This window comes from Streptomyces bobili (assembly GCF_002154575.1).
Taxonomy (GTDB): domain Bacteria; phylum Actinomycetota; class Actinomycetes; order Streptomycetales; family Streptomycetaceae; genus Streptomyces; species Streptomyces bobili.
Map to the genome: position 1 here is coordinate 19,182 of NZ_MUBA01000001.1, position 22,939 is coordinate 42,120.

22 protein-coding genes are annotated in these 22,939 nt (G+C 72.6%); 11 read left to right on the forward strand and 11 right to left on the reverse strand.

Translation table 11 applies throughout. The features are described from left to right. Window positions 1-62: 62 nt before the first annotated feature. The 4 genes from BZL64_RS00065 to xylB all read right to left on the reverse strand — a co-directional run bounded on the left by BZL64_RS00065 (window position 63) and on the right by xylB (window position 5,294). Window positions 63-1,331, reverse strand: a complete 1,269-nt coding sequence (locus BZL64_RS00065; RefSeq protein WP_086764354.1) for a GAF domain-containing protein — start codon at window positions 1,329-1,331, stop codon at window positions 63-65. Between the two features lie 116 nt (window positions 1,332-1,447). Continuing rightward, on the reverse strand, window positions 1,448-2,053 hold the full coding sequence (locus tag BZL64_RS00070) for an N-acetylmuramoyl-L-alanine amidase (protein WP_086764358.1): 606 nt from the start codon (window positions 2,051-2,053) through the stop codon (window positions 1,448-1,450). 572 nt (window positions 2,054-2,625) lie between these two features. Beyond that, a complete protein-coding gene (locus tag BZL64_RS00075; protein ID WP_086764362.1) occupies window positions 2,626-3,834 on the reverse strand; it encodes an ROK family transcriptional regulator in 1,209 nt (402 codons plus the stop codon). Window positions 3,835-3,848: 14 nt separating this feature from the next. Beyond that, complete coding sequence (xylB, locus tag BZL64_RS00080) at window positions 3,849-5,294, reverse strand: xylulokinase (RefSeq protein WP_086764365.1); 1,446 nt, start codon at window positions 5,292-5,294, stop codon at window positions 3,849-3,851. A gap of 116 nt (window positions 5,295-5,410) precedes the next feature. Between xylB and xylA the strand changes: the two genes are divergently transcribed. Further along, the gene (xylA, locus tag BZL64_RS00085; RefSeq protein ID WP_086764368.1) at window positions 5,411-6,577 is read left to right on the forward strand and encodes a xylose isomerase; all 1,167 of its coding nucleotides are present in this window, start codon (window positions 5,411-5,413) and stop codon (window positions 6,575-6,577) included. A 461-nt stretch (window positions 6,578-7,038) separates the two neighbouring features. Further along, window positions 7,039-7,326 carry a hypothetical protein gene (locus BZL64_RS40465; RefSeq protein WP_244205112.1) on the forward strand — a complete coding sequence of 96 codons (288 nt, stop codon included), beginning with the start codon at window positions 7,039-7,041 and terminating at the stop codon, window positions 7,324-7,326. 274 nt (window positions 7,327-7,600) lie between these two features. Here BZL64_RS40465 and BZL64_RS00095 read toward each other — a convergent pair whose 3' ends face one another. Continuing rightward, entirely contained in the window at window positions 7,601-8,923 is a 1,323-nt protein-coding gene (locus tag BZL64_RS00095) for an SWIM zinc finger family protein (RefSeq protein ID WP_086764371.1), read from the reverse strand. After that, window positions 8,920-11,787: a DEAD/DEAH box helicase gene (locus BZL64_RS00100; RefSeq protein ID WP_086764374.1), complete on the reverse strand. Its 2,868-nt coding sequence runs from the start codon at window positions 11,785-11,787 to the stop codon at window positions 8,920-8,922. The genes BZL64_RS00095 and BZL64_RS00100 overlap by 4 nt, the downstream gene beginning before the upstream one ends. Window positions 11,788-12,025: 238 nt before the next feature. Between BZL64_RS00100 and BZL64_RS00105 the strand changes: the two genes are divergently transcribed. After that, the gene (locus BZL64_RS00105; RefSeq protein WP_086764510.1) at window positions 12,026-12,208 is read left to right on the forward strand and encodes a hypothetical protein; all 183 of its coding nucleotides are present in this window, start codon (window positions 12,026-12,028) and stop codon (window positions 12,206-12,208) included. Between the two features lie 53 nt (window positions 12,209-12,261). Here BZL64_RS00105 and BZL64_RS00110 read toward each other — a convergent pair whose 3' ends face one another. After that, window positions 12,262-13,122, reverse strand: a complete 861-nt coding sequence (locus BZL64_RS00110; RefSeq protein ID WP_086764379.1) for a hypothetical protein — start codon at window positions 13,120-13,122, stop codon at window positions 12,262-12,264. A gap of 137 nt (window positions 13,123-13,259) precedes the next feature. Next, window positions 13,260-13,592, reverse strand: coding sequence for a hypothetical protein (locus tag BZL64_RS00115; protein WP_086764386.1), 333 nt, complete (start codon window positions 13,590-13,592; stop codon window positions 13,260-13,262). Between the two features lie 116 nt (window positions 13,593-13,708). On the opposite strand from BZL64_RS00115, the gene BZL64_RS00120 reads away from it, so the two are divergent. Beyond that, complete coding sequence (locus BZL64_RS00120; RefSeq protein ID WP_167396064.1) at window positions 13,709-14,605, forward strand: oxygenase MpaB family protein; 897 nt, start codon at window positions 13,709-13,711, stop codon at window positions 14,603-14,605. On the opposite strand, the gene BZL64_RS00125 is transcribed toward BZL64_RS00120, so the two are convergent. After that, window positions 14,591-15,115, reverse strand: a complete 525-nt coding sequence (locus BZL64_RS00125) for a PadR family transcriptional regulator (RefSeq protein WP_086764394.1) — start codon at window positions 15,113-15,115, stop codon at window positions 14,591-14,593. The two genes, BZL64_RS00120 and BZL64_RS00125, sit on opposite strands and share 15 nt — an antisense overlap. 138 nt (window positions 15,116-15,253) lie before the next feature. On the opposite strand from BZL64_RS00125, the gene BZL64_RS00130 reads away from it, so the two are divergent. Continuing rightward, window positions 15,254-16,012, forward strand: a complete 759-nt coding sequence (locus BZL64_RS00130; RefSeq protein ID WP_086764397.1) for an alpha/beta fold hydrolase — start codon at window positions 15,254-15,256, stop codon at window positions 16,010-16,012. 3 nt (window positions 16,013-16,015) lie between these two features. On the opposite strand, the gene BZL64_RS00135 is transcribed toward BZL64_RS00130, so the two are convergent. Further along, window positions 16,016-16,615: a class I SAM-dependent methyltransferase gene (locus BZL64_RS00135; protein WP_086764514.1), complete on the reverse strand. Its 600-nt coding sequence runs from the start codon at window positions 16,613-16,615 to the stop codon at window positions 16,016-16,018. A gap of 152 nt (window positions 16,616-16,767) precedes the next feature. Here BZL64_RS00135 and BZL64_RS00140 point away from each other — a divergent pair, with 152 nt between their 5' ends. The 5 genes from BZL64_RS00140 (at window position 16,768) to BZL64_RS00160 (ending at window position 21,913) form a co-directional block, all read left to right on the forward strand. Continuing rightward, window positions 16,768-17,562 carry an MHYT domain-containing protein gene (locus tag BZL64_RS00140; RefSeq protein ID WP_086764401.1) on the forward strand — a complete coding sequence of 265 codons (795 nt, stop codon included), beginning with the start codon at window positions 16,768-16,770 and terminating at the stop codon, window positions 17,560-17,562. A gap of 46 nt (window positions 17,563-17,608) precedes the next feature. Beyond that, entirely contained in the window at window positions 17,609-20,191 is a 2,583-nt protein-coding gene (locus BZL64_RS00145) for a sensor histidine kinase (RefSeq protein WP_086764405.1), read from the forward strand. Then, on the forward strand, window positions 20,188-20,625 hold the full coding sequence (locus tag BZL64_RS00150; RefSeq protein ID WP_086764408.1) for a roadblock/LC7 domain-containing protein: 438 nt from the start codon (window positions 20,188-20,190) through the stop codon (window positions 20,623-20,625). Before BZL64_RS00145 ends, BZL64_RS00150 begins: the two co-directional genes overlap by 4 nt. A 21-nt stretch (window positions 20,626-20,646) precedes the next feature. After that, window positions 20,647-21,060, forward strand: coding sequence for a DUF742 domain-containing protein (locus BZL64_RS00155; RefSeq protein WP_086764412.1), 414 nt, complete (start codon window positions 20,647-20,649; stop codon window positions 21,058-21,060). A 247-nt stretch (window positions 21,061-21,307) separates the two neighbouring features. Then, window positions 21,308-21,913: a GTP-binding protein gene (locus tag BZL64_RS00160; protein ID WP_086764416.1), complete on the forward strand. Its 606-nt coding sequence runs from the start codon at window positions 21,308-21,310 to the stop codon at window positions 21,911-21,913. A gap of 18 nt (window positions 21,914-21,931) precedes the next feature. On the opposite strand, the gene BZL64_RS00165 is transcribed toward BZL64_RS00160, so the two are convergent. After that, a complete protein-coding gene (locus BZL64_RS00165) occupies window positions 21,932-22,360 on the reverse strand; it encodes a PPOX class F420-dependent oxidoreductase (RefSeq protein ID WP_086764419.1) in 429 nt (142 codons plus the stop codon). Between the two features lie 105 nt (window positions 22,361-22,465). Between BZL64_RS00165 and BZL64_RS00170 the strand changes: the two genes are divergently transcribed. Continuing rightward, window positions 22,466-22,879, forward strand: a complete 414-nt coding sequence (locus BZL64_RS00170) for a roadblock/LC7 domain-containing protein (protein WP_086764424.1) — start codon at window positions 22,466-22,468, stop codon at window positions 22,877-22,879. Window positions 22,880-22,939: the final 60 nt, after the last annotated feature.

Here is a 22,939-nt window from a genome sequence, read left to right on the forward strand (position 1 = left end):
TCGCTCCGACCGTCGCGTCCGGTCCTGCGGATCCTTACGGCCCTCGCGGCCCGCCGGCGTTGTCAGCCGCGGGTCCACGACGCCGGTGCCGCCAGCTCCGACTCCAGCGCGGCCAGCCGAGCCCGTACCGCTGCCGTGGGCCGTGCCGATGCCAGTGCCCGCCATACGTCGATGTCCTCCTCGCCCCACGGCGCGTGTGCCCAGTCCGCGAGCAGGTCGGGGTCCCGGCCCGCGATCAGGGCGGCACGCAGGCCGTCGGCCAGACGGCTGCGGAGCCGCACCACCGCCGGTGCCTGCGACGCCGGCAACGGCGGACCCGAGTACGCCGCGACCGCGGCCGTTACCGCCCCGGCCGCCAGACGCCGCTCCACGACGGCGATGTCCGACTCGACGGGAACGGTGAGCCGGTACGGCCGCGAGGCCACCAGCCCGGGACCGAGTACCCCGCGCAGCCGGGCGAGTTCGGCCCGCAGGGTCACCGGAGTCACCGACTCGTCCTCGTACACGGCGCACAGCAGTTCGTCCCCGGTCAGGCCCTCCGGATGGCGGGCCAGCAGCACCAGGATCTCGCTGTGCCGCCGACTGAGCCTGAGCCGTCGCCCGCCGGCCGCGAGCCACGCCTCGTCGCGGCCCAGCACGGTCAGCCGGGGCGGGTCGGTCTCCGGCCGTGCGGGGGCGAGCAGCGCGAGGTGGGACTCGGCGGCCCGTGCGACCGCCTGGACGAAGGCCAGGCTGTGCGGGTGCGCCAGCCCGTCCCCGCCGGTGATGTCCACCGCGCCCAGCACCCGCCCGGTCCGCGGATCGTGCACCGGCGCCGCCGCGCACGTCCACGGCTGCACCCGCCGGATGAAGTGCTCGGCCGCGAACACCTGCACCGGCCGGTCCAGGGCGACCGCCGTCCCCGGTGCGTTCGTCCCCACGGAGGTCTCCGCCCACCGCGCGCCCGGCACGAAGTTCATCCGCTCCGCCTGCCGCCGTGTCGCAGGATGGCCCTCGACCCACAGCAGCCGGCCGTGCGCGTCGCACACGGCGAGAAGATGCTTTCCGTCGGCGGCGAACGTGCCCATCAGCTCCCGGAACAGCGGCATCACCCGCGTCAGCGGATGCTCGGACCGGTAGGTGCCGAGGTCTGCGTCGGTCAGCTCCACGCTCGCGGTGCCGTCGGGCCCGACGCCCGCCCGCGCCGAGCGCCGCCACGAGTCGGCCACCACCGACCGCACCGGCCGCGGCACGGTGCCGGCCGCGGTGAACGCGTCGTGCGCCCGCCGCAGGACCCGTACACGCTCGGCAGGGTCGGCCCCCGGTTCCAGGGCCACCCAGGGATCGGTCAAGTCGGCCTCCCGGCAGGCGATGCGGCTGGGGACATCGTCACTCCGGGTGTGCGCTCCGACAACCGTTTGGACCAGGGTCACCCGAAAGAGCGGATTGGGGAGAGGCCTGCAGCCCGTCAGGCGAAGTTCACGAGTCTGACGTAGCGGACCCAGTCCCAGGCGGGGCCGGGGTCGGTGTGGTCGCTGCCGGGCACCTCGTGGTGGCCGATGATGTGGGCCCGGTCCTTGGGGATGCCGTACCGGTCACAGACGGACGCCGTGAGCCGGGCGGACCGCTCGTAGAGGGCGTTGGTGAAGTAGGCCGGCCGGTCCACCCACCCCTCGTGCTCGATACCGATGCTCCGTGTGTTGTGGTCCCAGTTCCCCGCGTGCCAGGCGACGTCCGCCTCCCGCACGCACTGCGCCACATGACCGTCCGCGGAACGCACCACGTAGTGCGCGGACACCCTCTTCTTCGGATTCTGGAAAACGGACAGGGCCTGGGCATAGGTGGTCTGCGTGACATGGATGACGACCCGGTCGACGGTGTAGGTCGTGGGGCGGCTGGACGCCGTGTAGTTGGAGGGTGTGGCGGGCTGCCACTCGGCCGGCAAGTAGTCCACGGCCTGACTCTGCGCACCGGCTCGCGCGTCGGGAAGCAGCGCATACGGTACGGCGGCGAGGGCGGCGCCCTTCAGGATCCGGCGCCTGTCGAGGAGGGGGAGTGGCCTGGTTCGTTCCACGGTTGGTGCCTTTCGGGGACGGGGGGACATGCAGGACTCGACACCGGCTCGGTGCGGGGCGCGCGTCAGCTTCGGAGCAGCGGCCGGGAAGGTGTCGCCGACTGCACCCGTGTGGATCACGTTACGGCGCCCGGCACCGCGCGGCCGGGAACCTCCGGGATCGGTGGACAGCCGTGGCGCTGTGGACAACTCGCTCACCCGAAGGGGGAGTTCCGGGGCGGGCGACGGCGCTCCGGTCCGGGGCGCCGAGGTTCTTGCGAGGCGGAGGCGGAGGCGGACGTGGATGTGGATGTGGATGTGGATGTGCCACGCGGATGCCGCACGCGGATTCGGATGCTGGCCGGGGGGCGACGGACGGGGCGTCAGCCGCGGCGCGGGGCTGCCGGCCCGGAGCCGTGCCAGTGCGTCACGACGCGGTCGGGCTGAACTGCCGTACGGAGAGGAACCGTCCGCGGGTGGTCGCCCCTGCCTGCTGGGGCATCAGACCACTCCCGAGCGGCTTCAGCACGGCCTGTCCTTCAGGCACATCACAGCCCCATCGAAACGCCCCTGGGCAGCGAGAGCACCGGCCCTCAACCCCGCCCCGCCACCGCCGCCGGGTCGTCCAGCACCGCCCGCACCACGGAGTGCGCCGCGCCGAGCAGCGGACCCTCGGGGCCCAGCCGGGAGACGGACACCGGGCAGGGCGGTCCGGCCGTGCGGCGGGCGAGTTCGGACTCCAGGGACGGCAGCAGCCACGGAGCTAGTCCGGCGAGCGCACCGCCCAGCACGACAGCCTCGGGGTCCAGCAGATTGAGCGCTCCGGTCAGGGCGACACCCAGCGCCGTCCCCGCCTCGCGCAGTGCCCGCCGTACTTCCTCGTCGCCGTCCGCCGCGCGTCGGGCCAGCAGTCCTACGCGGTCCTCGCCCAGTTCCAGGCCGGCCGCGCGCAGCACGGCCTCCTCACCGGCGTACTGCTCAAGACAGCCCCGGCTGCCGCATCCGCAGTCCGGCCCGTCGGGATGGACCGGCACATGCCCGAGTTCACCGGCGAAACCGCGGGTACCGCGCAGCAGGCTGCCGTCGACGACGAGCGCGGCACCGATGCCGATCTCCGCCGACACGTGCAGAAAGTCGCGTGGGGTGTCCGCTCCCAGCCAGAGTTCGGCGAGACCGCCGAAGTTGGCCTCGTTGTCCACGGTCAACGGGAACTCGCCGGGCAGCAGGGCACCGAGATCGACATCGTGCCAGTCGAGATTCGGGGCGCGTACGACGGTGCGGGCGTCACGGCCCACCAGACCAGGTACGGCCACCGCGAGTCCCGCAGGCCACAGCCCCTCGCGCTCCGCGTCGGCCACGACCCGGCGCACCAGGCCGGTGAGTTCGCGGAGTACCGGTTCGGGGGCACGGCCCCGGTTCGTGCCGTGCCGTACGGCGCGTGCCCGCACCTCGCCGCGCAGATCGACGGCGCAGACGGCGAGGTGGTCGACGCCGATCTCCGCGCCGATCCCCGCCGGGCCGCGCCCGCTGACCGCGAGCGCCGACCCTGGCCGGCCCACCCTGCCGGGCCGCTCAGGACCCAGTTCCTCGATCAGGCCGGTGCGTATCAGCTCGTCGACGAGCGTCGAGACCGCCGCACGGGTCAGGCCGATGTGCGAGGCGACCGCTGCCCGTGACAGCGGTCCCTCGGCGCTGACGGCGTGCATCACCCGGGCGAGGTTGCGGCGGCGCATGCCCTGCTGGGTGTCGGGCAGCGCTCGCCCGGGGCCGGTCGGGCGAGCCTCGTGCGGCGGTGCGCTCATGCCTCCGTCGATCCTCAGTGGGTGTCCGTGCCCCGCTCCAGCAGCGGGGCCGCGTCGGAGAGTACCCCGGCGATCCTGGCCAGGGCCGCCTCGTCCCGCTCCACGGCGTCGAGCACCGGGCCCCGCGCGGTGTTCCAGCGCCGGGCCACGGCGGCCGGGTCCTCCCCGGTGAGCAGGCCGGCCGCCTGTGCCGCGGCGCCCAGCGCGACGAGTTCCTTCGCTTCCGGGATCTGCACGGGCCGCCCGGACAGCCGGCGCACCGTCTGCTGCCAGGCCCTGCCGCGGGCGCCGCCGCCGATCAGCAGGAGAGGGGCCGAGCGGTCCGCGTCCTCGTCCAGGACCAGGTCCAGCGCGCCGAGCAGGGAGTGCACGGCACCGTCGTAGGCGGCCTGGAGCAGCTGGCCGGCGGTGGTGTCGTGGCGCAGGCCGTGCAGGAGACCGGAGGCGTTCGGCAGGTTCGGGGTGCGCTCGCCGTCCAGGTAGGGCAGGAGCGTGAGGGCGGTGGTGGGCTCGACGGCCTCACGGTCCAGGCCCAGCAGGGTGGCGATCCGGTCGACGGCGAGGGTGCAGTTCAGCGTGCAGGCCAGCGGCAGCCAGTCGCCGTGCGCGTCGGCGAAGCCGGCCACCGTGCCCGTCGGGTCGGCCGGGCGGCGCTTCGACACGGCATACACCGTGCCCGAGGTGCCGAGGCTCAGCACCGGAGTGCCGGGGCGCAGGCCGAGACCGAGCGCCGCCGCGGCGTTGTCGCCGGTGCCCGCGGCGACCAGGGTTCCCTTGGAGAACGGCAGGTCGTGGCTGTCCCGCACGGTGCCAGCGACCTCGCCGGGCCGCACCACGCGCGGCAGCAGCACCGGATCGAGGCCCACATGGGCCAGGATCTCCGAGTCGTACGCCTCGGTCCCGGAGGCCCACCAGCCGGTGCCGGAGGCGTCGCCGCGGTCGGTCGTGCCCTCGCCCGTGAGGCGTTCGGTGAGGTAGTCGTGGGGGAGGCGTACGGCCTTCGTTGCGCGCACGGCCTCGGGCTCGTGCTCGGCGAGCCAGGCCCACTTCGTCACCGTGAAGGACGCGGCCGGCACCAGTCCGGTGCGCTCCGCCCAGAACTTCGCGCCGCCCAGTTCCTCCGTCAGCCGACGGGCCTGCGGGGCCGAGCGCACGTCGTTCCACAGCAGCGCCGGGCGCACCGGCTCACCGCGCTCGTCCAGCGTCACGAGCCCGTGCTGCTGCCCGCCGATCGACACCGCCGCCGCTTCGTGCGCGGCGTCACCGCACTGGCGCAGGGCCTCGTGCAGGGCGTCCCACCACTGGCGCGGGTCGCTCTCCCGGCCGGCGCCGGAGGACACCGTGTGCGGCGCCTGGCCGCTCGCGACGACCTGACCGGTGGCCGCGTCGACCACCAGCACCTTGGTGGACTGGGTGGACGTGTCCACGCCGACGACGAGCGGTCCCTCGGCTGCTGACATCGGGATCTCCCTAACTTTTTCCGCGGCTCTGCGGGATCTGACTTCCCAGAGATGCCTCCGCATACTAATTTGTAAACGGCCATGACGAAATAGTCTGCAAGCAAGGAGCCGCGGCAATGAGCTACCAGCCCACCCCCGACGACAGGTTCACCTTCGGTCTCTGGACCGTCGGCTGGCAGGGACGCGACCCGTTCGGTGACGCCACGCGCGCCGCCCTGGACCCGGTCGAGACGGTGCAGCGCCTGGCCGAGCTGGGCGCGCACGGTGTGACCTTCCATGACGACGACCTGATCCCCTTCGGGTCCTCCGACACTGAGCGCGAGGCGCACATCAAGCGCTTCCGCCAGGCCCTGGACGCCACCGGCATGAAGGTGCCGATGGCCACCACCAACCTCTTCACGCACCCGGTCTTCAAGGACGGCGCGTTCACCGCGAACGACCGCGACGTGCGCCGGTACGCCCTGCGCAAGACGATCCGCAACATCGACCTGGCCGCCGAGCTGGGTGCGAAGACCTACGTCGCCTGGGGCGGACGTGAGGGCGCGGAGTCCGGCGCGGCCAAGGACGTGCGCGTGGCCCTCGACCGCATGAAGGAGGCCTTCGACCTCCTCGGCGAGTACGTCGTCGAGCAGGGCTACGACCTGCGCTTCGCCATCGAGCCCAAGCCCAACGAGCCGCGCGGCGACATCCTGCTGCCCACCGTCGGCCACGCGCTGGCGTTCATCGAGCGCCTGGAGCGCCCGGAGATGTACGGCGTCAACCCCGAGGTCGGCCACGAGCAGATGGCGGGCCTGAACTTCCCGCACGGCATCGCCCAGGCCCTGTGGGCGGGCAAGCTCTTCCACATCGACCTCAACGGTCAGTCCGGCATCAAGTACGACCAGGACCTCCGCTTCGGCGCCGGCGACCTGCGCTCGGCGTTCTGGCTGGTCGACCTGCTGGAGACGGCCGGCTACAGCGGCCCGCTCCACTTCGACTTCAAGCCGCCGCGCACCGAGGACCTGGACGGCGTGTGGGCCTCCGCCGCGGGCTGCATGCGCAACTACCTGATCCTCAAGGAGCGTGCGGCGGCCTTCCGCAACGACCCCGAGGTCCAGCAGGCCCTGCGCGACTCGCGCCTGGACGAGCTGGCTCAGCCGACCGCCGCAGACGGCCTTCAGGGCCTGCTCGCCGACCGTGGCGCGTTCGAGGACTTCGACACCGAGGCGGCCGCCGCCCGTGGGATGGCCTTCGAGCGCCTCGACCAGCTCGCCATGGACCACCTGCTCGGCGCCCGCGGCTGACGGCACGCGCGCGTGGGTGCCCCCGGCGCCCGCGCGCGCCGTTCGTCGCGCGCACGCGTGTGTGCGGCGAACGCCCATACCCGCCCCCCGATCCCCTGCGGCTTCGGCCTGCAAGCGCGCTCGCGCCCGTGCGTGCGTGCGCGAGACGAGCACACCCGCGGCTGCCGGCGGCCTCCGTGCGGAGTACGCCGGAATCATGGCGTCCATGGCATGCGCCGGTATCAACTTCGGTGCGGGGGTCGCGCTTCGGCCGGTCCGGCGCGAGGCTGGACGCCATGGCCATGCCGCCCGTACCGCCCAAGCCGCCCGGCCCGCCGGGTGACACGCCGCCTCCGGGCGGTTTCGGACCGCCCACGCCGGATTTCGGCCCAGGAGGCGGTGACCGGCCGCCGTCCGGGCCGCCCCCCGGGCCGTCCGGACCTTCCGACGGCCCCAGGCGGCGCAGGAGTCTTCTCTTCGCCGTGCTGGCGCTGCTGGCCGCCGCCGCGGTCGTGTTCGCCGTCGTGCTGGTGGCCTCCGGGAACGACGATTCCCCGGACGGCGACCCACCGCCGGGGAAGGGATCCTCGCCCGCCCCCTCGCTGAGCCTCCCGAGCGAGCTTCCCAGCGGGTTCCCGACCGAGCTGCCCACCCAGTTGCCCAGCGAACTGCCGTCCCAGTTCCCCAGTGACCTGCCGAGTGACCTGCCGACCGCGCTGCCGAGCGACCTCGAGTCGCTCCTGCCGTCCTTGGGGGAACTGCTGCCGTGACCGCGCCGCCGTGCGGCACACGCGCGTGATGTCGTGTGCCGCACGCGCGTGATGTCGTCTGCGGCACGTGTGTGTGCCGTGCGGCACGCACACGCGTCCCGCACGGCATGGCTCATCGGCCGGGTGTCAGAGGCCCTTCGGCAGGCGCACGTACGTCACCTTCGTCTCGATGGGGTCGATTCACCCGCCGAACGCCGTGCGACGCCCCGGTGAACGCGTGGCGTCGGCCTACCGTCGGACCGGTCCGCGCGCCTTCACCGGAGCGGTTCCCCCTTCAGGAAAGCGCTTCCTCCGCTCCCTCCGGTTCCACCGCCTCCTCGGATCCCACGGCGGCCAGGGCGGTCGCCGGATCCTGGGCCGCGTCCCCGGCCGGCACCCAGCGCCCGCGCTCTTTGCGGTACGGCCACCAGCGGCCGTCCCGCCCGAGGCGTAGCTGGCCGGCCGGCCCGGCAACGGTCCACCGGTTGCCCCGCACCCGCAGCACCGGCCGCTCGTCCTCCTCCCAGGCCGTGTCCAGGGCGGCACGCGCGCGTGCGAGTGCCTCGCCTTCGACGGCCCACTCCTCCTCGAGCACCGCCAGGGCGGCCACGCCCCCGGTACGCCAGGCCCGGACGGCCAGCGCCAGTTGCTCCCGGCTGCGCCCCGTACCGGCGGCCAGCCGGTCCAGCACGGACCGCGTCGAGTCGGTGTCTCCTTCTCCGTCTCCGGCAAGGCCCGCTGCCAGCCGCGCCGCATCCTCACCGACCGTCAGAGCCCACGCCGGACGCCGCCGTTCCGCCCCGCCGCGCACCGCCTCCGCGAGCAGGGCGTGGGCCTGCGCCGCCGTTCGGGCGGCCAGTGCTTCCAAGGCTGCCGGTTCGACGTCGCCGGGAGGCGGAGCCTCGGTGTCCAACGCGGGCGGAACACCGGGCTGTTCGGGCAGTTCCGGCACGGCGGGCAGCGCAGGCAGGACATGCCCCGCGAGATACGCCTCCACCGCATCCACACCCTCCTGCGGCGCGGGTTCGGGCTCCGTCGGCACCGCTGTGCTGCGGGCCTGGAGATCGGCGAGGAGGGCCTGTTCGGCGCGTCCGCGCAGGAGCAGCAGGACGAACGGGTCCTGGTCGAGCAACCGTGCCACCTGGTAGCACAGGGCCGCCGTATGACCACAGTGGTCCCAGGCGTCGCAGCCGCACTCCGCCTCCAGGTCGCCCAGCCCCGGCAGCAGCTCGATGCCCGCGGTCTCCACGTCCTCGACCAGATGCGGCGGCATCTCACGGTCGAGCAACGCGGCGACATGTCCGGCCCGTTCCACGGTCAGGTCCAGGAACCGGTCCCATTGGGCGTCCGTCAGGACGTCGAGCAGCACGTCGGCCCTGTACCCCGTGCCGTCACGGTCCTGGACGACAGCCGTGATCCGTCCGGGCCGCACCGACACCGCGCCCACCGCTCCCGCGCGCGCGAGCCTGCGGCCCGTCCGCACCTGCTCTCCGTCCAGCGCCCCGCCCTCCAGGGCCGCCAGCCACGCCCGGCCCCACCAGGACTGGGCGAACCCCCTGCCGTGTGCGGGGGGCAGTGCCTCGAAAGTACGTTCCCGCTCGCTGTCGTACGCGTTCATCGTGTGCCCCCTCGCAGTTCCACCAGCTCGGCCAGTTCGGCGTCCGACAGCTCCGTGAACCCCGCCTCGCCGGAGCCGAGCACGGCGTCGGCGAGACGCTGTTTGCGGCGGAGCATGTCGGCGATGCGGTCCTCGATCGTGCCCTCCGCGATCAACCGGTGCACCTGCACCGGCCGGGTCTGCCCGATGCGGTAGGCGCGGTCGGTGGCCTGCGCCTCGACGGCCGGGTTCCACCAGCGGTCGTAGTGCACCACGTGCTCCGCACGCGTGAGGTTGAGCCCGGTACCGGCCGCCTTGAGCGACAGCAGGAACACGGGGACCTCGCCGTCCTGGAAGCGCGCCACCATCGCCTCGCGCGCGGCGACGGGCGTGCCACCGTGCAGGAACTGGGTCGGTACGCCCCGCGCGGCCAGGTGACGTTCGAGGACCCGCGCCATGCCGACGTACTGCGTGAACACCAGGACGCCTGCCCCCTCGGCGAGGATCGTGTCGAGCAGTTCGTCCAGCAGTTCCAGCTTTCCGGAGCGTCCGGCGGTCCTCGGCCTGTCCTCCTTGAGGTATTGCGCCGGGTGGTTGCAGATCTGTTTGAGGCCGGTCAGGAGTTTCACGACCAGCCCACGCCGTGCCATGTCGTCGGCCTCGGCGATCGCCGTGAGCGTCTCCCGCACCACGGCCTCGTACAGACCCGTCTGCTCCTTGGTGAGGAACACCGGGCGATCGGTCTCGGTCTTGGGCGGCAGCTCGGGCGCGATGCCCGGGTCCGACTTGCGGCGGCGCAGCAGGAACGGGCTGACGAGCCGGGCGAGCCGCTCCGCCGCGGCCGGGTCACCGCCCGCCTCCACGGCTCGGGCGTACCGCGTGCGGAATGTGCCGAGCCGACCCAGCAGTCCGGGGGTCGTCCAGTCAAGGATCGCCCACAGCTCCGACAGGTTGTTCTCGACCGGCGTGCCCGTGAGCGCCACGCGCGCGCGTGCCCCGATGCTGCGCAACGCCCGCGCGGTCTCCGAGTAAGGGTTCTTCACATGCTGCGCCTCGTCGGCGACCACCAGGCCCCAGGGCACCTCGCCGAGCCGGCCCGCGTCCAGGCGCAGCGTTCCGTACGTGGTGAGGACGAACTCCGCGTCGGCCAGGTCCGCCAGATCGCGCCGGGGCCCGTGGAAGCGGCGTACCGGTGTGCCGGGGGCGAATCTCTCGATCTCCCGTTGCCAGTTGCCCATCAGGGAGGTCGGGCAGACCACCAGGGTCGGCCCGGCGGCGGAAGGGTCCGTCCGGCGGTGCAGATGGAGGGCGATGAGCGTGATGGTCTTGCCGAGCCCCATGTCGTCGGCCAGGCAGCAGCCGAGCCCGAGGGACGTGTTCCTGGCCAGCCAGCCGAGGCCGCGTCGCTGATAGTCGCGCAGCGTCGCATCGAGTGCGGCGGGCTGCGCCACCGGCTCCTGGTCGTCCGGGCGCGTCAGCCGCTCCCGCAGGGCCGCCAGCCATCCGGTGGGCTGGACCTCGACCCGACGGCCGTCGACCTCCGTGGAGCCCGTCAGAGCCGCACCCAGTGCGTCGATCGGTGACACCTTGCGGTCCTGCCGGTCCCGCGCGCGTCGCAACTCCCGGGGGTCGATCAGCACCCACTGGTCGCGCAGCCGGACCAGCGGCCGGTTCGCCTCCGCGAGGCGGTCCAGTTCCTCGCGCGTGAGGCTCTGGCCGCCGAGCGCGAACGACCAGCTGAAGCTGAGCAGCGCGTCCGCGGACAGGAACGACGGCGCGTCCGAGCCGGACCTGTCCGGTCCGGGGACGTCGTCCGGTGGGCCCACCACCGCGCGGGCGGTGAGCGTGCGGGCCAGCTCCCGGGGCCAGTGCACCTGTACGCCCGCCGCGGCGAGCGCCCGCGAGCCCTCGCCCAGGAGGTCGGCGACCTCCTCGTCGAGCAGATCGACGGCGTCCGGGACGGCCGCCGACAGCAGGGGCGTGAGCGCCGGCCACGCGCGGGCGGCGCGGCGCAGGGCGAGGAGGGCGTCCATCCGCGCGCGTGGGCCGAGGGCCTGGTGGCCGGCGCCGGCGTTTTGCCAGATCTCGGCGGCGTCCGCGACGAGCGAGGGATCGCTCACGCTGTGCACCTGGGGCACGGCGCGGAAGGCCGCCACCGCTTCGGGGGCCGCGGGGGAGAGGCCCGAGACCTCGATCCGCAGCGAGACACGCACTCCCGCGTCGTGGCCGGCAGCCACATCGGCGGCCCAGGACCGCAGTTGCGGCACGTGCAGCGGCTGTGATGCCGCATAGGCCGGACCGCCCGTCACCAGCGGAGCCGCGGGGGAGCGGGGGAGGGTGTCGGCGACCGCGTCCAGGAAAGCCCGCAGCAGGCGCTCCTGATCGGGAAGTCGCAGGGGCGGGGCACCGGTCAGGGGCACGGCGTGCGCCTCGGGAGGCATTGCGGCGGCCAGCCTGCGGATCCCCTCGACGTCGTCGGGCCCCAAGGGGCCCACACGCCAGGCGTCGTGATCGTCCGGAGAGAGGCCCGGCAGCAGCAGTCCACGCGCGGTGAACTCCAGGGCGGCCAGCGCCGCCGCAGCCCAGAACGAGGCCGCGCGGTGTGCGTCGGGGACGGCATGCGCGCGCGTGAGGACGTCCAGGGCCTCGTGCACCGGCAGGAGTACGGCGGACACGCGGACGAGTTCCACGCCCGCGCTGGTGGGCCGGACGACGGACAGGTCCTCCACCGAGCCGGACCCCGACGCAGGCACGGGTGCTGTGGCCCCGTCGGGACGCCAGAAGGCGACGCGGCCCGTGCGCGCGGGGACCCCGGGCACGAACACGGCAGGGCAACGAGCCAGTTCCACGATCTCGGACGGTGTTTCCGCGGAAACCCACTGCACGGAGATGCGTACTCCTCAAGTTTGACTACCAACGGTGTCGGCCGCCGAGGATACAGCATGTTTCCGCCGAACGCGCACTCTTTCCGGAAGTGCTCCAGGAAATACGCGGTTGAAGCCCTCTCAGGGACACCTCAGGGGTGTACGTCAGGGGCGTCTCAGGGGTGATGCTGGAACCGCGCGCCGCGCAGAGCCGTTTTCAGACCAGGGAGCGGCAGTGGCCGCGGAGGAGGCGACGCACATGTCCAAGAACGCGAAGATCGCGGCGGGAGGAGTGGCCGTTGGGCTCCTGCTGCTGATCTGGCTGCCCTGGTGGGCGGCCCTGCTGATCGTGGTGGGAGTTCCGGCGGCGGCGTACCTGATGTTGGATCCGTCGCAGCGGCGCAGACTGCGCCGTGTCACACGCAAGGAGCTCGGTCGCTGAGGCGCGGGGGGCCGCGCCGCGGCCCCCCGCCGCCGGGCGTGCCACCGTCCGGCTCAGCTCGGCCGTACGGCCATCTTGTCGAGCGCCTCGAGCAGGCCGGGCAGCTCGGGTCCCCGACCGACGGGCAGGACCTCGCCGGGTTCGTCGTCGAGCAGGACGAAGGCGATGTCGTCGGTCCGGGCCACCAACGACCAGCCGGGGCCGTCCGCGCGCAGGGTGCGCGCGTCACCCGGCGCGAACGACGAGCGCACGCGCCCGAGCGGAGGCGGCGTCTCCACATAGGCACGGACCTCCGCGAGAACACGCCGGACGCCGCCACGCCCAGCCGGGGAGCTGTCCTTCTCGCCGTCCTCCGCGCTCTCGTCCACCTCGGTCGTCCCGGCCGCCTCCGACCCGGCGCCCGCGGGTGCGAACTCCGCGTCGTCGATCTGCTCACGCCACAGGGCCCACTGGAGCGCGATCTCGTCGGCTCCCAGCCGGCGCTGGGCGGGGCCCCAGCTGGTGGTGTCCGGCGGGCGCAGGGCAGGGCCGCCCGCCGCCTCCGGGTCGGGATCGTGCGGCGCGGGTACGCCCGGCGCCGCGACGGCGACGGCCAGCGGCCAGCCGGGCAGAGCGGCGACCACCGTCCGCTCGTCGGGCGACAGGTCGTACTCCATGCCGCAGTCCCATGACGCGATGGCGACGGCCACCAGCGACACGTCGTCGATGGCCACCGTCCACCGAGCGCCCTCGCCGTCCTGGCCCAGCACCAGGCCGTAGCCGTCGGCGAGCGGCGCGAGGCCGAGCGCGGCACAGGCCTCCGGGTAGTCGTCGCCCAGCACACTCGGGAACTTCGCCGGCGTCAGCAATACCGCCGTGAGCACATAGAGCGCATCGTCCGCGGCGGCGACGGCGTCCTCTTCCGTCCCGGCCATCCCAGCCTCCCCATCGGTTCGTCCATCGGCGCGCACCCTAGTGCGGTGAGAAGCAGCTTGTCACGACTCCCCGACACGCCCGGAGCTGCAGTTTTCCCACCGGACGGGGGCGAATCACCCCCTGGCCGCCGACACTGTCACGCCGACGGCAGCCCCAGCAGAGCACGCGCCACCGTACGCGGCGACTCGTCGCGCTCGCGCGCGAGGGCGATCACCGCCCGGCACGCCAGTTCGTTGACCCCGAACGACAGTGCCTCGGGGGACACCCAGCCCGCCGCCTCCTCGATCCCTTCCTGGTCATCCTCCGCGCACGCCGAGACGTACGCGGCCGCCGCCTCGAACAGGTTGTGCGCACGCTTGCCACCGGACTTCCGCGGAGCACCCGTGGACCGCTCCTCCCCGTCCGCACGCGGCCGTCCGCGCGCGGCGTCCAGAAAGCGTCCCCAGATCCCGCGGACCGAGTCGAACATCGCCGACCGCCTTCCCTCTGCGTGGATGAACCGGCCGGGCGTTGTGCCGACCCGGCGTTCATCTTCTGTCGCTCAACGTAGAGTTGGAGCTCCGGCAGCAGAAGGGGGACAGCGCGGTGAAGCGCTTTGAGCGGCTCGGACGGATCCGGCGCATGGATCCCGTGGCGCAGGCCTCCGAGATCTACCGGCTGACCGTCGCGTACGAGTTCCCGTGGGACTTCACACGAGCTCTCGAACTCGCCCTCTACCGCACCTACGCGGTGCCGAGTATCGGCGCACTGCTCGCCCGCACGGCCGAACTCACCGACCGCGCCCAGAAGCGCTACGACGACACCTCGCTGCTCCTCGACGCCGTCGTCGAGCACGGCTTCGACAGTGACGAGGGCCGAACGGCCGTCCGCCGCATCAATCGCATGCACGGCAGCTACGACATCAGCGACGACGACATGCGCTACGTGCTCTGCACCTTCGTCGTGATGCCCAAACGCTGGATCGACGCCTACGGATGGCGCAGGCTCTCACGCCACGAGATCGTCGCTTCCACCGTCCACTACCGCACGCTCGGCCACCGCATGGGCATCAAGGACATCCCCTCGTCGTACGAGGAGTTCGAGGCCTGCCTCGACGCCTACGAAGAGGCCCACTTCGGCTGGGACGAAGGAGCGCGGGCCGTCTCGGACGCCACCCTCGACCTCATGGCCTCCTGGTACCCGAGGCCGCTGGCCCCCGTACTGCGCACCGCAACCCTCGCCCTGCTCGACGAACCCCTTCTGCGCGCCTTCCGGTACACCCCGCCGGCACCCGCCACGCGCGCGCTGGTCCGCCGGGCGGTACGCGCGCGTGGACGTGCGGTCCGGCTGCTCCCTCCGCGCCGCGCACCGCACTACGCGCGCCAGAACTGGGAGATCAAGAGCTACCCGGAGGGCTACCGCCTCGACGAGTTGGGCACCCGGCCGGTGTCCGGGCTGCGCGGCTGCCCCGTACGGCACGGCGACGGATCAGCCGTCCAGTGACTCCAGCGTGGCGCGCAGCCACCTGAGTTCGGCCCTCGACGTCGCCCGCGCGATGGTCAGCACGCCACGCCGGAACGGGTCGTCCAGCTCCTCGGCGCGCAGCGCCCGGTCACCGTCGTAGAAGAAGCTCGCGGGCTCCTCCAGGAAGGCCAGGCGGCGGCGCAGTACGGCTGCCTGTGCGGGGGCGTCGTCGAGGTGCCGGAGGAAGGCGAGGACCGTGAACCAGCGGTTCTCGTCGGTGATGTCCCGCTCGTCGGGCTCGGTGAGCCGCCGGCGCAGCTCGATCCGTCCCTCGTCGGTGAGGCTCAGGACGTGCCGTGGGGCGGCCACGGCACCCGGCTCGGTGGCCCGCACCAGGAGTCCCGCTTTCTCCAGGCGCTTGATCGCCGGATACAGAGTGCTCTCCGCCACGGGCCGCACATGACCGGTGAGCGCCGAGATGCGCTTGCGCAGCTCGTAGCCGTGCAGCGGGGTGTCGTACAGAAAACCGAGGATGGCGAGCTCCAGCATGCCCGCATTCTGCCGTATCAGCGCGGTACATCTGGGGGAGAGTGCGCCCATCACGTTGTACCTCGCTGACTCGATACATCGGTTCCGATGTATTGTCGGGTGTGTTCGAGCAGACCGTGGTGCCCCGAGGAGGCAGCGATGCAGCAGGCCGAGTTCGGTCAGGGCGGGAGCAGGATCCGCTGGACGGAGGCGCCGGGGGAGGAACCCGCGCGCGTGTACGTGCACGGGCTGGGAGCCGCTTCGGCCGTCTATCACGCGCATGTGGCGGCGCGCCCCGAACTCGTCGGCCGGCGCAGCCTGTTCGTGGATCTTCCGGGACACGGCATCAGTGACCGGCCACAGGACTTCGGTTACACGCTCGAGGAGCACGCCGACGCGGTCGCCGCGGCGTTGGACGCGGCGGGTGTCACCGGCGCGGAGCTGGTCGCTCACAGCATGGGCGGTTCCGTGGCCATCGTCCTGGCCCATCGGCGGCCCGACCTGGTCGCACGGCTGGTCGTCACGGAGGCCAACCTCGACGCCTTCCCGCCCTCGACGGCGGGCAGCAGTGGCATCGCCTCCTGGACGGAGGAGGAGTTCGTCGACGGCGGGCACGCGCGCGTGCTGGAGAACGTCGGACCCCTGTGGGCGGCGACCATGCGGCTGGCCGACCCTCGCGGCCTGCATCGCAGCGCCGTCGGACTGCGCCGCGGATCCGAGCCTGTCATGCGCGAGATCCTCGCCGGGCTCGACACGATCGAGCGTGTCTACCTGCAAGGCGAGTTGAGCGGCCCGCTCGACGGAGCCGAAGCCCTCGAAGCGGCGGGCGTGCGGATCCTGACGGTGCCGGCCGCCGGTCACAACGTCATGTTCGACAACCCCGACGCCTTCGCACAGGCTGTCGCCGCAGACGCGTGAACCTCAGCTATCGCGCACGGCCAGTGCGAGGAACCGGGCGTCCTCGTCGACGTACGACGTCATGCGCCACCCCGAAGCCGCCAGCAGCGGCCGCAGGTTCGGTTCGGCGCGCAGGTCGCCGGGGGTGATGGTCCGGCCCTGGCGCGCCGCGAGGGCTGCCCTGCCGATCGGATGGAACAGCGCCAGCACGCCGCCGGGGCGCACCACCCGCGCCAGTTCCCGCAGGTCCCGCGCGGGGTCGGGCAGATGGGCGACGAGCCCGGCGGCGAACACGGCGTCGAGCGATCCGGAGCACAGGGGGAGCGCGGTGGCGTCGGCGAGCAGCAGCCGCCCGTCACGGTCGCGCCCGGCCCGGACGGCGGCCTCCAGCATCGCCGGGGTCAGATCGGCCCCGAGGACCACGCCAGAGGCGCCCACGGCGTCGCGCAGCGGGGCCAGGGCCCGGCCGGTGCCGCAGCCCGCGTCGAGCACCCGGTCGCCCGCGCGCAGGCCGAGTGCGGCCACCGCCGCCGCGTAGGCGGGCGCGTCGTCGGGGAATCTGCTGTCCCAGTGCGCCGCGCGCGGGGTGAAGAACTCCTGGACGTGTGTGTGGTCGTCGCTCATGTTCCGCATGATCCCTCACCGACACGGAGGACTCCCCGGCGCACATGTTCGAGCGTGAGGCGATCGCTCCGATGCATTACTGCGTCATATTGCGGCAGCTTTCGAAATGCGCCCCCTTTGTGCTCCCGTGCCCCGGCTAGCGTCCCGGACCCATGGGACACCTGGACCACGCCACCTTCGGCTGGCTGACACCCGTGCTGTCGTACGCGATGGCCTGCATCGGCGCCGCCCTCGGGCTGCGCTGCACCGTCCGCGCGCTGGGCGCGACCGGGCGCTCGCGCCGCAACTGGCTCGTCACGGCGGCCTCGGCGATCGGCACCGGCATCTGGACCATGCACTTCGTGGCCATGCTCGGCTTCGGCGTCAGCGGGACCGACATCCGCTACGACGTTCCGCTGACCGTCCTCAGCCTCCTGGTCGCCATGGTCGTCGTCTGCGCCGGCGTGTTCGCCGTCGGCTACGGCCGGGACCGCACGCGCGCGTTGCTCATCGGCGGGCTCACCACCGGGCTCGGTGTGGCGAGCATGCACTACCTCGGCATGGCCGCGGTGCGACTGCACGGTGACGTCAGCTACGACCCGATGCGCGTCGGGCTCTCCGTCGCCATCGCCGTCGTCGCGGCGACCGCGGCACTCTGGGCGGCGCTCAACATCAAGTCACCGGTCGCGGTCACTCTTGCCTCCCTCGTGATGGGCGCGGCGGTGAGCAGCATGCACTACACCGGAATGTTCGCGGTACATGTCGAGGTCACGCCCTCGGGCGAGTCGCTGCCCGGGGCCACGGCGATGCAGTTCATCTTCCCCCTCGCCGTCGGTCTCGGGTCCTACCTCTTCCTGACCTCGGCCTTCGTCGCGCTGTCGCCCACCACGGGGGAACGCGAGGCGTCCGCCTCCGCCCAGCAGGCGGACAGCGCCGCCGCCGGCCGCCAGCAGGCCCGGACCGCATGACGGGACCGGAGACACGTCCTGTGAACCACTGACGAGCGAGGAGGCCATGCGTAAACCCCGTAGGACCCCCAGGGACGGCGCCGAGACGCCGACCCCCGCGCGTGGGCGTCGCGCCCACGCCGGACCACCCGCGGACGAGGGGCCGGACGAACAGATGGCCACACCGACGGACGCGGCACCCTCGCGCGCGGGACACTGGCGGATCCGGCCGCGCACCGTCCGCGCCAAAATCGTCTGTCTGCTGATGGTGCCGGTCGTCTCCCTGCTGGCGCTGTGGGCCTACGCCACGGTCACCACGGCCCAGGACATCTCCCGACTGCGCCAGTTGCAGCGGGTGGACGCCCAGGTCCGCACCCCCGTCGCCGCCGCCGTGGCCGCGTTGCAGACCGAACGGGCGGCCGCCGTCCGCCACGCCACCGACCCCGCCGCCGGGCAGGGAGGCGACCTCAGGAAGCTCGGCGAAGCGACCGACCGCGCGGTGGCCGAACTCCGGCTCGGCGACGAAGGCACCGTGGCCGACGGTCAGGACCTGCCCGCGGGAGTCGCCCAGCGGATCGAGGCCTTCGTCGACGGGGCCGAGCAACTGCGCCCGCTGCGGACCGCGGTGCTCGACGGCAGCGCGGGCTGGGATCAGACGTACGGGCGGTACACCCGCACCATCGCGGCCGCCTTCTCCGTCGGTGGGGCCCTCTCCGGCATCCAGGACGCCGAACTCGGCTCCGACGCGCGCGTGCTGGTCGAGTTCTCCCGCGCGGGTGAGGCCCTCGCCCAGGAGGACGCCGTACTGGGCAGTGCCCGTCTGGCAGGCCGCCTCGACGACGAACGCATGCGGCTGTTCGCCGGCGCCGTCGGAACGCGCCGCTCCCTCATCGAGACGGCCACGGTGGACCTCCGTGGACCCGAACACACCGCCTGGCAGAGCCTGGCCGCGGGCAGTGCCTACGCCGCCGTGGGCTCCATCGAGGACAAGGTGCTGGACGACGGGCCGGGCACCAAGGCAGTCGCCGCCGCACCGGAGGCGACGTGGGGCAAGGCCCACGCGCGCGTGCGGGACGGGATGCGGACCATCGAGGCGGACGCCGCGCGCGATGTCGCCGAGCGCGCCGACCCGTTCACCCGCGGCCTGCTCACCCCGGCCGGCGCCGCGGTCCTGTTCGGGCTTGCCGCCGTCGCTGCCTCGCTCGTCATCTCCGTGCGCATCGGCCGCGGCCTCGTCGTCGAACTCGTCAGTCTGCGCAATGTCGCCCTGGAGATCGCCCGGCGCAAACTCCCCGAGGCCATGCGGAGACTGCGGGCCGGGGAGGAGATCGACGTCCGGGCCGAGGCCCCGTCCGGACCGCGTGCGGAGGACGAGACCGGCCAGGTCGCCGAGGCACTGGGCACCGTCCACCGCGCCGCGCTACGGGCCGCGGTGGAACGCGCCGAACTCGCCAGCGGCATCTCCGGGGTCTTCGTCAATCTCGCCCGCCGCAGCCAGGTCCTCGTCCACCGCCAGCTCAGCCTCCTCGACAGCATGGAGCGCCGCTCCGACGACCCGAACGAGCTGAGCGACCTCTTCCGGCTCGACCACCTCACCACCCGCATGCGGCGCCACGCCGAGAGCCTGATCATCCTCTCCGGAGCCGCTCCCGGACGGGCCTGGCGCATGCCGGTCTCGCTGACCAACGTGGTGCGCGCCGCCGTCTCCGAGGTCGAGGACTACGCGCGCGTGGAGGTACGACAGCTCCCGGAGACCGCCGTCAAGGGCACCGCCGTCGCCGACCTCACCCATCTGCTCGCCGAGCTCGTCGAGAACGCCGCGCAGTTCTCGCCGCCGCACACGCGCGTGCGCGTCACCGGCGAACCCGTCGGCAACGGCTACGCAGTCGAGGTCGAGGACCGCGGCCTGGGCATGGGCAAGGAGACCCTGGCCGAGGCCAACCGGCGCATCGAGCAGTCCGAGGCACTCGACCTGTTCGACAGCGACCGGCTCGGCCTGTTCGTCGTCAGCAGACTCGCGGCGCGCCATGACGTCAAGGTGCACCTGCGCACCTCGCCCTACGGCGGCACCACCGCGGTCGTCCTGCTGCCCACAGCCCTGCTGCACAACGGCACGCCGGAACGTTCCGCCCACGAGGTGGAGCGGTCACTGAAGCAGCCTCCGGAACGCGAGTACGCGCGCGTGTACGCCGCCGACCGCCCGCAGGAGGCCGTTCCCACGACCGTCCAGCGGCCGGCGCTGGTCTCCCCCCTGCGAGGCGACGTGGAACCGGTGGCCGCCGACACGCCTCCCCCCGGAGTCACCGCCTTGCGCCTGCACCGCACACCGGACGACTCTCCCGGACCGGATCGGTCGGGCAGGCCAGGTGGGCCCGACATACCGGACGGGCCGGATGCGTCGGACGGATCGGACGGAGCTGACGATCTTCCGCGCCGGGTCCGGCAGGCCAGCCTCGCCCCCCAGCTGCGCCGGTCGGCCACCGAGGAACCGGCCCGGACCCCAGGCCCACGGAACGACGACCGGCACACGCCCGAACTCGTACGGGACCGCATGGCCGCCTACCGCGACGGCTGGACGCGAGGCGGCGGCAGGCAACCCGGCCGCGGTGCCGCACCGGGCCGTCACAGCAGTGAAGGAGACCCCGCATGATCCAGGACCCGAGTATGAGGTCGGCCCAGCGGTCCGGTGAACTCGACTGGCTGCTGGACGACTTGGTGATGCGCGTGAGCGAGGTACGGCACGCCGTGGTGCTGTCCAACGACGGCCTTGCCGTCGGCGCGTCCACCGGGCTCAGCCGTGAGGACGCCGAACACCTCGCCGCTGTCGCCTCGGGCTTCCACAGCCTGGCCAAAGGCGCCGGACGGCACTTCGGGGCCGGCGGCGTACGCCAGACCATGGTGGAGATGGACGACGGCTTCCTCTTCGTAGCCGCCGCCGGCGACGGCTCCTGCCTCGCCGTCCTCACCGCCGTGACCGCCGACATCGGCCTGGTGGGCTACGAGATGGCGCGGCTGGTCAAGAGGGTCGGAGAGCACCTTTACACGCCACCGCGCGTCTCCGCGCGACCGCCCACCGCCGGATGAGGCGAGAGGTGACCCGCGCAGATGAACGAGAACATCACGACCGGCGCCCCACACGAACAGGGCAGCCAGTGGTACGACAACGAGGCCGGGCCCCTGGTTCGCCCCTACGCCATGACGGGCGGACGCACGAAGCCCGGACCCACCGGGGTGCGCTTCGACCTGATCGCCCTGGTCACCCTGGATCCCGCCGCGCCCGATGCCGACGGCACGGGACTCGGGCCGGAACACCGCACCCTCGTCGACCTGTGCCGCACGGAGACCCAGTCCGTCGCGGAACTCGCGGCGGGCTCGGACCTGCCGGTGGGCGTGATCCGCGTGCTCCTCGGTGATCTGCTGGAACTCGGTTGCGTCACCGTCAGCCGTCCGGTCCCGCCCGCACAACTGCCCGACGAGCGGATCCTGCGCGAGGTCATCGAGGGACTGAGGGCGCTGTAGATGGACGTACGGACCGACCCGGAAGCGTACGGACCGCACCGGACCGAATCGCGCACGTTTTCGGACAGCGAACCGATCCTAGGCGGTCACATCGGGCGGACAGCGGTCGAACCCACCGGAAACCGGCCCGCCTTGTCATGATGCTGCCTTCGCACCCCACACCGAAGCCGCGCACGGCGGACCCGCCGCAGCGCCCGAACCCCGTACCGATGTCGACCGTTGCCGGCACTCCCGAGAGAAGTGATCCATGGTCTCCGAGCACTCCGACACCGCGGGTGGCGACAACACCCCGCTGGCGTTGAAGATACTGGTCGCCGGCGGGTTCGGCGTGGGCAAGACCACCCTCGTGGGAGCGGTCAGCGAGATCAAACCGCTGCGCACCGAGGAACTCCTCAGCGAGGTCGGACAGCTGGTGGACGACACCGACGGCGTCGACCAGAAGGTGACGACGACCGTCGCCATGGACTTCGGCCGGATCACCATCCGCTCCGGCCTCTCCCTCTACCTTTTCGGCACGCCGGGCCAGGACCGCTTCTGGTTCCTGTGGGACGAACTGTCACAGGGAGCACTGGGTGCCGTGGTGCTCGCCGACACTCGGCGCCTGGAGGACTGCTTCCCCGCGGTCGACTACTTCGAGCACCGTCACATCCCCTTCGTGGTGGCCGTCAACTGCTTCACCGGCGCCCGCTCCTACGGCGCCCCGGAGGTTCTGCGCGCCCTGGATCTGGACAAGGGAACGCCCGTCGTCCTGTGCGACGCCCGCAATCGCGACTCGGGGAAGGAGGTGCTGATCCGGCTCGTCGAGTACGCCGGGCGGATGCACACCGCCCGGCTGCTCGACTCGGTGAGTTGAGGGACGCCGCCCTCTTCCTCAGTCCGCCACGGCCCTCTGCGCGAGTACCTTCTCGATCCCGACGCGGACCAGCAGCTCCCCCGGGACGGCGTTGCGGGCGCCGAACGCCTCGGCGCGCTCCTCGCCCATGTAGCGCGCCGCGATCCGGGTCGCCCAGACCCGCATCTCGTCGAGATCCTCGGAGATCCGGGCGTGCCCCTGGAGCACCACGAAGTCGAAGGGCGGCCGGTCGTCGTCCACACACAGGGCGACCCGGCCGTCCCGCGCCAGGTTGCGCCCCTTCACCGTCTCCTTACCCGTGTTGAACACCACGTCGTCCCCGTCGAGCAGGAACCAGATGGGTGCCACATGCGGACTTCCGTCAGCTCGCACCGTCGACAGTTTTCCGGTGCGGGTGCCCTGCGAGACGAACGCCCGCCATTCCTCATCGGTCATCTTCTGTGCCATGCCCTCATCCTCCTTGCCCGGCGGCCGGTGGTGGGGAAGGCTTGCGGACGGACCCGTCGGCCAGGCGGGGCCACCAAACGGGGAAACGTCACGGGGAGACGGATCATGGCACAGAAGCAGAGCCTGGGGTGGCTGCTGGACGACCTGACCGAGCGCGTCGAACAGGTGCACCACGCGCTGGTCCTGTCCAACGACGGGCTGGTGGCGGGCGCGAGCACGGGATTACGCCGGGAGGACGCCGAGCACCTCGCCGCCGTCTCGTCCGGACTGCACAGCCTCGCCAAGGGATCAGGCCGCCACTTCGGTGCCGGCCAGGTGCGCCAGACGATGGTCGAGTTCGACGACGCGGTGCTGTTCGTCACCGCGGCCGGCACCGGCAGCTGTCTCTGCGTGCTCAGCGCGGCCGAGGCCGACATGGGACAGATCGCCTACGAGATGGCCCTGCTCGTCAACCGCGTCGGAGAGCACCTCACCGTGGACGCCCGCCGACCCGAGGGCGACCGGTTCACAGATCTCTGACCTGCGAGTTCGTTCTCTCCCGTGGAGTTATCCACAGGCTCACCACGAGATTCGCGAATC